Origin of the sequence: Amnibacterium sp., assembly GCF_025463795.1 — a bacterium.
Taxonomy (GTDB): Bacteria; Actinomycetota; Actinomycetes; order Actinomycetales; family Microbacteriaceae; genus Amnibacterium.
Genome location: NZ_JAODBE010000001.1, coordinates 1 through 9,642, shown reverse-complemented (window position 1 = coordinate 9,642; position 9,642 = coordinate 1). Strand labels below are relative to the sequence as shown.

General features: G+C 74.9%; 11 protein-coding genes and 1 pseudogene. 7 read left to right on the top strand and 5 right to left on the bottom strand.

The genetic code is table 11. The features are described from left to right. A partial coding sequence (locus JWQ92_RS00060) for a hypothetical protein (protein ID WP_297342418.1) occupies positions 1-440 on the top strand: 440 nt, incomplete at its 5' end. Here the strand turns inward: JWQ92_RS00060 and JWQ92_RS00055 are convergent. From JWQ92_RS00055 to JWQ92_RS00045, 3 genes are read right to left on the bottom strand one after another with little or no spacing between them, the layout of a single operon-like run. Further along, positions 394-1,932, bottom strand: coding sequence for a glycosyltransferase 87 family protein (locus JWQ92_RS00055; RefSeq protein ID WP_297342417.1), 1,539 nt, complete (start codon positions 1,930-1,932; stop codon positions 394-396). The genes JWQ92_RS00060 and JWQ92_RS00055 overlap by 47 nt on opposite strands. Then, positions 1,914-2,726 carry an alpha/beta hydrolase gene (locus JWQ92_RS00050; protein WP_297342416.1) on the bottom strand — a complete coding sequence of 271 codons (813 nt, stop codon included), beginning with the start codon at positions 2,724-2,726 and terminating at the stop codon, positions 1,914-1,916. The genes JWQ92_RS00055 and JWQ92_RS00050 overlap by 19 nt, the downstream gene beginning before the upstream one ends. Before the next feature lie 9 nt (positions 2,727-2,735). Beyond that, positions 2,736-3,092: a hypothetical protein gene (locus JWQ92_RS00045; protein ID WP_297342415.1), complete on the bottom strand. Its 357-nt coding sequence runs from the start codon at positions 3,090-3,092 to the stop codon at positions 2,736-2,738. Positions 3,093-3,234: 142 nt separating this feature from the next. Here JWQ92_RS00045 and JWQ92_RS00040 point away from each other — a divergent pair, with 142 nt between their 5' ends. Both JWQ92_RS00040 and JWQ92_RS00035 read left to right on the top strand, forming a co-directional pair. Beyond that, complete coding sequence (locus JWQ92_RS00040; protein ID WP_297342414.1) at positions 3,235-3,945, top strand: DUF1345 domain-containing protein; 711 nt, start codon at positions 3,235-3,237, stop codon at positions 3,943-3,945. Between the two features lie 64 nt (positions 3,946-4,009). After that, entirely contained in the window at positions 4,010-4,873 is an 864-nt protein-coding gene (locus tag JWQ92_RS00035; RefSeq protein ID WP_297342413.1) for a fumarylacetoacetate hydrolase family protein, read from the top strand. A gap of 6 nt (positions 4,874-4,879) precedes the next feature. Here JWQ92_RS00035 and JWQ92_RS00030 read toward each other — a convergent pair whose 3' ends face one another. Both JWQ92_RS00030 and JWQ92_RS00025 read right to left on the bottom strand, forming a co-directional pair. Then, positions 4,880-5,653, bottom strand: a complete 774-nt coding sequence (locus JWQ92_RS00030) for an inositol monophosphatase family protein (RefSeq protein ID WP_297342412.1) — start codon at positions 5,651-5,653, stop codon at positions 4,880-4,882. Positions 5,654-5,769: 116 nt separating this feature from the next. Then, positions 5,770-7,200 (bottom strand): serine hydrolase, encoded by a 1,431-nt coding sequence (locus JWQ92_RS00025; RefSeq protein WP_297342411.1) that lies wholly within the window; start codon positions 7,198-7,200, stop codon positions 5,770-5,772. Positions 7,201-7,281: 81 nt separating this feature from the next. Between JWQ92_RS00025 and JWQ92_RS00020 the strand changes: the two genes are divergently transcribed. The 4 genes and pseudogenes from JWQ92_RS00020 to JWQ92_RS00005 all read left to right on the top strand — a co-directional run. Then, entirely contained in the window at positions 7,282-7,536 is a 255-nt protein-coding gene (locus JWQ92_RS00020) for a zinc-ribbon domain-containing protein (RefSeq protein WP_297342410.1), read from the top strand. Between the two features lie 115 nt (positions 7,537-7,651). Continuing rightward, positions 7,652-8,404 carry an SDR family oxidoreductase gene (locus JWQ92_RS00015; protein ID WP_297342409.1) on the top strand — a complete coding sequence of 251 codons (753 nt, stop codon included), beginning with the start codon at positions 7,652-7,654 and terminating at the stop codon, positions 8,402-8,404. After that, entirely contained in the window at positions 8,401-9,342 is a 942-nt protein-coding gene (locus tag JWQ92_RS00010; RefSeq protein WP_297342408.1) for an SMP-30/gluconolactonase/LRE family protein, read from the top strand. The genes JWQ92_RS00015 and JWQ92_RS00010 overlap by 4 nt, the downstream gene beginning before the upstream one ends. 65 nt (positions 9,343-9,407) lie before the next feature. Further along, a pseudogene (locus JWQ92_RS00005) lies at positions 9,408-9,642 on the top strand (4-alpha-glucanotransferase); the annotation flags it as partial.

The window sequence follows — 9,642 nt, the reverse complement described above, 5'->3', positions numbered from 1 at the left end:
AGGCGCTCGCGCGGTTCGTGCCGGGCCGCCGCGTGCTGCTCGTCGACCGTCCCGCCCGGATGCAGCCGCTCGGTCGGGTGTGGCGGCTCGGGGTCGTGCTGCTCGCCCCCGACGGGTCGCTGCTGGCGACCGGCGGGATCACCCGCGCCGTCGAGCCCGGCCACCCGGGTCACGTCGCCGCGTCGGTCGAGGACCGGCGCGAGCACCGGTCGGCCGCGTTCCGCGGGCCGTTCGCCCGCGGCGAGACCGTGAACTACGACGCCGCGCCGATCCCGCTCGAGGCCGACGCGCTGCGCGACGGGCCGGGCCCGCTGCTGCTGCGGGACGGGCAGGTGCTCGTGCGCTGGAGCGCGTCGCTCGGCGACGACGCAGCGGCTCCGTTCTCGCCGTACCTCAGGGAACGGGTCGACCTGCTGCTCCATCCGCCCGAGGGCGCCTGACCGCGTCCACCCGGAGCGCGACGGCCCTCGCGCCGGCCAGCGCGAGGGCGGCGAGCGCGGGCAGGGTCTGCCCGACCAGCGCCTGCTCGTTCCGGAAGGTGTCGTGACCCACGAGCCCGACGGCCGCGGCGTCGCCGTACGGCGCCACGAGACGCGACCCGAGCACGAGCACGGCGGTGGCGGCGACGGCCGCCCCGTCGGGCACGAGCGGCAGGATCGCCGCAGGCAGCGCGGCGTACCACGGCCACTCGACCGGCAGCAGGAGCAGCGCGAGCAGCGCGACGGCGGCGCAGGACCGCAGCAAGCCCACCACGGAGCGGCTCGTGAAGCACGCCGCGATCGAGCCGGCGGCGAGCACGGCGCCGAGCGCGAGCTGCGCGGTGCCGCCCGCGTTGCTGCCGGGCACCGGCGATCCGTCCCGGTCGACGCCGCCGAGCAGCACGAACAGCAGCCCGGACGGCGACCAGGAGGGGCCCGGGGTCCCCGAGGCGGCGAGGCCCCGGAACGTCGCCGCGCCCGCCCAGTACGGCGCGACGAGCAGTGCGGCGAGCGCCGTGGATCCGACCACCGCCCCCGCCGTCGCGGCGAGCGAGCGGCGACCGGGCACGCGGTTCTGCAGCAGGTGCGTGAGCAGCGGCAGGACCAGCACGAGCGGGCTGGCCTTGACGAGCACGGCGAGCGCCAGGGCGACGATCGCGAGCGCGGGCCGACGGCGCGCGCAGGCCCACAGCGCGAGCACGACGAGACCGATCATGAGCCCGTCGTTGTGGCCGTCCCCGGCGAACTCGATCAGGGCCAGCGGGTTCCCGAGCAGGAGCAGCACGGCGCGCAGCCGGTGCTGGGGCCGGAGGCGGCCGACGAGGTCCCAGGTGAGGGCGGCGGCCGCGAGCAGGCCGAGCAGCGCCGGCAGCTTCACGAGCCGCACGCCGAGTCCGACGTCCTTCCCGCTGAGCGCCACGGCGGTGCGCTCGAGCAGCGTCCACAGGGGCCCGTACGGGCTCTGCGGATGCACGGGAGCCCACCCGGCCGCGCCGAGCAGGGCGCCGTAGGGGTCCGAGCCCACGGAGGCGGCCGCGTCGACGTACGGGTTCCGGCCGGGCGTCAGCGCCAGGTGGCCGTGGGCGAGGTAGGAGTAGGCGTCGATCGACAGCGTCGGCGGCGCGGCGTACAGGGCGAGGGCCGCGACGACCGGGATCCCGATCGCCACCGCCGTCAGCGGCCGGCCCCGCCAACGGCCCGCGCGCACGACGAGCCACAGCCACAGCAGCGTCAGCACGGCGCCGAGCGTCGTGACGAGCAGCGCGTCCGCGGTGCCGGCCGGGACGTCGGCCGTGGTGCGGGGCTGCGCGAACGGGTCCAGCGGATCCAGACCGTTGTTCCACAGCGCCCGCTGCGCCGCCCAGAGGCGGGCGAGGACGGCGAGGAAGGCGACGCCGGCGACGGCGAGCTCGATCGCGGCGGTGCCCTGCCGGGTCAGGCGCGGGCGACCCACGCGAGCACCTCGGGAAGCGCGCCGAGCACGCTGACGTGGCCGTCGCCCGGACGGAGGCGCAGCTCGGCTCGCCGCAGGGCTGCGGCGAGCAGGCGGCCGTGCGCGGGCGGCACGACGCGGTCGGCCTCCCCCTGCACGAGGAGCACCGGCGCCTCGACCGCAGCGAGGTCGATCCCCCAAGGACGGGCGAACGCCACGTCGTCGTCGATCAGCCCGAGCGGGCCCTCCCTGCCGCCGGCCTGGGCGTCCTCGCCGAGCGCCGACCACGGGCCCTCGAGCGCCGCCCAGTCCGTGTCCGTGAAGCTCGCGGGGTCGAAGTCGTCCGGGAGCGCGGCACGGGCGTCGAGCCCGGACCTGGCGGCGACGAGCGCCGCCGGCGCGGCCATGCCCGCCAGCCAGTCGTCGGTTCCGGTGTCGGGCGCGATGCCGGCGAGGGTCCCGACCGCGGTCACGCGATCGGGGAGCAGGGCGGCGGCGGCGATCGCGTGGGGGCCGCCGCCGGAGTAGCCGACGGCCGCGAACCGGCCGAGCCCCAACGCGTCGGCCACGATCAGGGCGTCGGCGGCCGCATCCGCGACGGACCGTCCGGGGCGTCGCGTCGAGGTGCTGTAGCCCGGCCGCGCCCAGGTGACGATCCGCACCCCCGCCGTCTCGGCCGCCGCGAGCACGGGCGCGATCACCGCTCCGGTCTGGGGCGAGCCGGCGTGCCAGAGCACGACCGCGCCGTCGCCGCCGGCGTCCGTCACGCGGAGGGTGCGGCCGTCGGGGGTGCGGAGGTCGCGCTGCTCGCTCATCCGCTCACGCTAGAGGTCGGGCGGGCCTCGCGCGGATCCGCCCGGTGCCTCACGCGGCGGCCGTCTTCTGAGCCGTCGCAGCTGCGCGTCGAGCAGGGCCGGGCCGGTGCTGCCCGTACCGATGCAGGTGTCGCCGTCACGGCGTCGGCCGCAGTCCGGCGTTCCGCTGGTGCGCCCGTCGACTGCGACCGTGCGCGAGGGGATCAGCGCGGGTGGCCGTGCCGCACGTGGCTGATGGGCGTGGGCTACTCCGGGGTGCGCGGGCGCGACCGCCACGGCACCGAGCAGGACCAGTGCGGCCGAGCCGAGGGCCGCGAACCGGATGCGCGTGAGCCGCGCGGCGTCGACGGAGGTCGGGATCGTCATGATCACTCCCCAGGCGGGCGACACCGTTCCGCGCCCCCGACCTCCGCAGGGTAGAGCGGCACGCTCCCCGGCTCCATACGCGGTTCTACCCATTCGGCGCGGCTCGATGCCCGGGAGCGGGGTACCCAGCAGACTTCGCCGCATGAGCGGCCGACGAGCCGCGGCGTCGACGCCGCGCCGCACGGTGCTGGCGGAGTCCCGCTGGCCCGCCGTCGTGGCCCTCGCCGTCGCCCTCGCGGCGTACGCCGCCCTGCCCAGCTCGGTCCCGCTGCTGCTCCGGGGGGTCGTCGTCGGCCTCGGCGTCGCGCTGATCGTGCCGGTGCTGCTGCTGAACCCGGGGCGCCTCGACAAGCAGACGCGCTGGTCCCGGATCCTCTCGCTCGCGCAGGCGCTGCTGCTGCTCGTCGCGAACCTGGTGGCGCTCGGCATCCTCGTGCACGCCCTGATCACGGCCGAGCGGAAGGACGGCCCGGCCGTCCTGCTCGCGGCGCTCCAGGTGTGGGCGACGAACGTGATCGCCTTCGCGCTCGTCTACTGGGAGCTCGACCGGGGCGGCCCGGTCGCCCGGCGGCGGGAGGCGCGGGGCGAGCTCCCGAAGGCCGACTTCCGGTTCCCGCAGGACGAGGACGCCGATGCGATCGAGGAGGTCGCCGCGGGCTCGTCCGCCCACTCGGACTGGGCGGCGGGCTACGTCGACTACCTGTACTTCTCGCTCACGAACTCGATGGCGTTCTCGCCCACCGACGTGATGCCGCTCTCCTATCGGGCGAAGGCGTTGATGGGCGTCGAGGCGTTCACCGCCTTCGTGGTCCTCGCCCTCGTCATCGCGCGGGCCGTCTCGCTGCTCGGCTGACTCCCGACCAGGCCCCGGCGCCGACCGCTAGCGTCGCGGCAGACGGATGCGAGGAGGGCTCACGATGCGGATCGCGAATCAGGGCGGACGGGCGGTGCTGCTCGGGCGGACTTCGGCGCTCGACGTGGCGGCGGCGAGCGACGGGCGCTTCGGCCCGGATCCGATGTCCGTGTACCGGGCGTGGCCCGCGTTCCGCGAGTGGGCCGCGACCGTGGACGTCGACGCGGCGCCCGCCGCGCAGGCGGTCGAGGTCGCCGGACTCGACGCACCGGTTCCGGCACCCGAGCAGGTGTTCGCGATCGGCCTGAACTACGCCGACCACGCGAAGGAGACCGGCATGGCGCTGCCGGAGCATCCGCTCGTCTTCACGAAGTTCCCGTCGAGCCTCACCGGTCCGGAGGCGACCGTGCGGCTCTCCGGGGATCGCGTCGACTGGGAGGCCGAACTCGTCGTCGTCGTCGGGGAGGGCGGCCGCGACCTGCCTGCGTCGTGGGAGGCGGTCGCCGGCCTGACGGTCGGCCAGGACCTCTCGGACCGCACGGTGCAGAACCGCGGGGACCGGCCGCAGTTCGGCCTCGGCAAGTCGTTCGCCGGCTACGGCCCGACCGGGCCCGCGGTCGTCACCATCGACGAGCTGCAGGACGGCCACGACCTCGGCGCCCTGCGGATCGGCTGCCGCGTGAGCGAGGACGGCGGCGAGGAGCGCGTGCTGCAGGACGGCACGACGGCGGACCTCGTCTTCTCGGTCCCGGAGCTCGTGCACCGGCTCTCCGCCGTGGTGGAGCTGCGTCCCGGCGACCTGATCTTCACCGGCACGCCGTCCGGCGTGGGGCTCGGGCGCACGCCGCAGGAGTTCCTGAAGGCGGGTCAGGTGCTCACCACCGAGATCGAGGGCCTGGGCACGATCCGGCAGACGTTCACCGCGTAGCGGAGCTCAGCCGGCAGGCTCGATGCCGAGCACGGCCACGAGATCCGCGAGCACCGCGGGGTGCGCCACGACGACCCAGTCCCCGGTGCGGTCGCGCACGACGCCGGCGCCCGCCTCGGTCCCGATGAGCACCCCGCCGACGAGGTCCCAGGGCTCGTTGCGATAGGCGACGACGCCGGCGACATGGCCGGTGGCGAGCAGTCCCCAGTCGATCGAGGGGCTCCAGGTGCGGAGCACCCGCTTCGTCGACCGCTCGAGCGCTGCGAAGGCGGCGTTGCGCGTCGCGTCGTCGCGGTCGACGCCGTACCCCTGCGTCCACGAGACGGTCGAACGGATCAGCGCCGCGGGATCCCGCATGCGGACCGGCTCGTCGTCGACGGTGGCGCCGCCGCCGCGGACCGCCGCGAAGGTCCTGCGCGCCGGGGCGTCGTGCGAGACGGCGACGAGCGGCTCCCCATCGAGGCATGCCGTGATGCAGACGCCGTGGGAGGCGACGTCCATGACGTAGTTGTTCGTGCCGTCGAGCGGATCGACGAGCCACTGGACGACGGAGCCCTGCGGTCCGTGCCGGCCCGTCTCCTCGCCGAGGATCGCGTGCTGCGGGAAGCTGCCCCGGATGCCCTCGATGATCAGTCGCTCGCACTCGCGGTCGACCTCGGTGACGACGTCGCCTGCCTGCCCCTTCGCGGAGACGACCGCGGTCGGCCGGCGCGCCACGGCGAGGTCGCCGGCCGCCCTGGCGAGCCGCACCGCCAGCAGCCGCATCGCCGTCACGTCCATCCGGGCACCGTAGCGACGGGGAGCGACGGCGGTCTCCGCGCCGAGGCGTGCCGCCGCATGAGCCTCCGCAGAACCGGCCGTGCGCGGAGCAGGCGCGGCGGGCGGGAACCGACGCGTCAGCCGAGGACGGGCGGGGCCGCCATGCCGAGCGCGCGCTGGTCGGGCAGGAAGCCGAGCGGTTCCGGTACCCAGCGGGCGCGGAACCGGCGGTCCCGGCCCCGCACCTCGAGCTCGATGCGATGCGGGGTCTCGAGGAACAGGAGGTCCAGGGCGAGCGAGTCGCCGGTCCAGCCGCCGCTGACGGCGATCGGCGCGGCACCGCCCGCGCCCTCGACGATCGTCCAGCCGGGCCGTCCCGCCGGGAGCCGCAGCTGCTGCGCGCCGTCGTCGACCGTGACCGTCCAGCCGCCGTCCGCCTCCTCGAGCACGACGCCGGTGAACGGCGCCTCGCTCGCCGCGTCGGGGCCGAAGGACCCCGCCCACGCCGCCGCGTCGCCCCCGGGCCCCTCGGCGGCCGGCCGCACCGGCAGCTCCAGGTGCGCGAGGCGCTCGGCGAGCGCCGCATCCGCGGTTCCGTCCACCGGCCCGTCCGAGAAGGCCGGCAGCAGGTGCTCCCACACGGCATCCAGCACGGGTCCGGCCGGCTCGGCGGCCTCGGTGATCGCCAGCACCGCGTCCTGCTCGGGCAGCACGAGGCAGAACTGGCCGAAGGCGCCGTCCATCCGCCAGCCGTGCCGGGAGATCCAGACCTGGTAGCCGTAGCCGAGCGCCCAGTCGGGCTCGATCTCGCCCGGCGCCGTGTCGATCCGCTTCTGCGGCACCTCCTCGGCCCAGCCCTCCGGCAGCACCTGGCGCCCCTCCCACCGGCCGCCGTCGAGGTAGAGCTGGCCCAGGCGCGCGACGTCGCGGGTCGTGGCGTGCAGCCCGCTGAAGCCCATGTCGCGGCCCTCCGGGTACTGCTGCCAGCCGACCTGCCCGATGCCGATCGGATCGAGCAGCCGCGGGCGCAGGTAGTCGACGAGCCGCTGCCCGGACTCCTTCTGCACGATCGAGGCGACCGAGTAGGTGGCGGGCTGGTTGTAGGTAAAGACGCTGCCGGGCTCGGACTCCGGCTCGTGCAGCAGGAACCCGCGCACCGGCTCGTGCGGGTCGGTGCCCGCGGCGGTGTTGATCATGTCGACGAGGTGGCCGCTCGACATGGGGAGCACGTCGCGCACCCGCATCCGCCGGCTGCGCGGCCCGGTGACGTCGGCCTGGAACTCGGGGAAGTGATCGACGATGGCGTCGTCGAGGCCGACGAGCCCCTCCGCGATCGCGAAGCCGAGGGCGGTGCTCGTGAACGTCTTGCTCAGCGAGTAGAGCAGGTGCAGCCGCTCCGGGGTGAACGGCGCCCACCATCCCTCGGCGACGACCTTGCCGTGGCGCAGCAGCACGACGCCGTGCGGCTCCGTGCCGGGCAGGGACTCGAGCGCGTCGAGGAAACGGCCGATGCCGGCCGCGTCGACGCCCTCGGCGGACGGGGTGCTGGAGGGGAGCGGAGTCGTCACGCTGCGAAACGCTACCGAGTGCCGCTCGGGCGCCGTCCGAGAGCGCCGGCCGGATCAGGCGAGGCCGGTACCCTCCGTCGCGTGATCCTCCTGTTCGGCATGCGGACGAGCGTCGCCGTGCGCGCCACCGTGTGGTTCGTGTGCCACTTCTGCGGCTTCGACGCGGCGCAGCGGGTGGTGGAGCGCCGGCGGCGGCTCACTCTGTTCTGGATCCCCCTGTTCACCGTCTCCCGCTCCTACGCGAACGTGTGCACGAACTGCGGGCGCGAGGTCGACCTCACCCGCGAGCAGGTCGACAACGCGGAGCGGTGGGCGGCCAGCCAGTCCACCCGCTGACCCCCTCTCTCTCGAGCGTCGCCGCTTTCTGCGGGAATGGCGGCCCGATCGCCGCAGGCAGCGGCAACCGTCGGATCCAGCCCCGGGCGGTCCGGCCGGGGCCTAGGGTGAAACCGTGGTCGCCGCAGGATCCGTCGCCGTCGTCACCGGTGGGGGCACCGGCATCGGGGCGGCCTGCGGGGTCGCCCTCGCCGAGGCGGGCTGGACCGTCGTGCTCGCCGGCCGCCGTGCGGAGCCGCTCGAGTCGGTGCGCGACGCGCATCCGCACCTCGCGCTCGACGCGGCCGTCGCCGACGTGACCGACGAGGCCTCGGTCGCCGCGCTGTTCACCGACGTCGTCGATCGGCACGGCCGCCTCGACCTGCTCTTCAACAACGCGGGCCGCGGTGGCAGCGCCGTCGAGCCGGACGCGATCGGGCTCGACGAGTGGCGCGCGGTGGTCGACACGAACCTCACGGGCACGTTCCTCTGCACGAAGGAGGCGTTCCGCATCATGCGGGAGCAACGACCGCAGGGCGGCCGGATCCTGAACAACGGATCGATCTCGGCGCAGGCGCCGAGGCCGCTCTCGCTCGCCTACACGGCGACGAAGCACGCGATCACCGGCCTCACGAAGTCGGTCGCGCTCGACGGGCGGCCCTACGGCATCGCCTGCGGCCAGATCGACATCGGCAACGCCTCCACGTCGATGACCGCCGCGATGAGCGACGGGGTGCGGCAGGCCGACGGATCGATCCGGCCGGAGCCGACCATGCCCGTCGCCGACGTCGCTGCGGCCGTCGTGCTCATCGCGGGCATGCCGCTCACCTCGAACGTCGCCTCCATGACGGTGATGGCGACCGGGATGCCGCTGGTGGGTCGCGGGTGAGCGACTACGAGACGGTCTGGGACCGCGACCGCAGCATCGTGCGGCTCCCCGACCCCGCGATCGAGGTCGTCGACGAGCGCTTCCGCGCCATGCTGCCCTTCCAGGCGGTGGTCGAGCGGCTCTGGACCGGCGGCCGCTGGCTCGAGGGCCCCGTCTGGTTCGGCGACCTCCGCTCCGTGGTGTTCTCCGACATCCCGAACGACCGGATGCTGCGCTGGACTGAGGAGTCCGGCGTCACCACCGTGTTCCGGCAGCCGTCGGAGAACGCCAACGGCGGCACGCGCGACCGGGAGGGCCGCCTCATCACCTGCGAGCACCGCACCCGCCGGGTGACGCGGACGGAGCACGACGGCCGGCGCACGGTGCTCGCCGACCGGTTCGAGGGCAAGCCGCTGAACGCGCCGAACGACGTGGTCGTCGCCGCGGACGGCGGGATCTGGTTCACCGATCCCGGCTGGGGCATCGAGGGCGACTTCGAGGGCGACAAGGCCGAGAAGGAGATCCCCTGCCAGGTGTACCGGATCGATCCGGACAGTCTGGCGATCGAGGTTGTCGTCACCGACATGGCCCGCCCGAACGGCATCGCCTTCTCCCCCGACGAGTCGCTGCTCTACGTCGTGGACAAGGACATCCGCGTCTACGACCTGGTCGACGGACGCCCGGTGAACGGTCGCCGCTTCATCGACATGGGCGTCGGCACGTCCGACGGTATCCGGATCGACACGGCCGGCAACCTCTGGACGGCCGCGGCCGGCGGCGCCGGGTACGACGGCGTGCACTGCTACGACCCCGACGGCGTGCTGCTCGGCCGCATCCACCTGCCCGAGGGCTGCGCGAACCTGGCGTTCGGCGGGATCAAGAAGAACCGGCTGTTCCTGACCGCCACGTCCTCGCTGTACAGCGTCCACGTCGAGGTCCACGGCGCACAGACGCCCTGACGCCCTGACGCCGATCCCCGGAGGATCCTCGGGCGCACCCCGATCCCGTGCGCCATGATCGGCGGGTGACCTCGCCCCTGTCCCCCGAGCTCGCCGAGCTCGCCCACGCCCTCGGCGTCTCCACGTCGTTCACCGACTGGCGTGGCCGCACCGTGGAGGTCTCCGCCGAGACGGTGCGCCGGGTGCTCGCGGCGATGGACGTAGACTCGAGCGATCCGGTCCGCGCCCTCCTCGAGCACTGGCGGGCCCCGTGGCGGCGCATGCTGCCGCCGTGCGTCGTCGCGACGGCGGGCGAGGGGC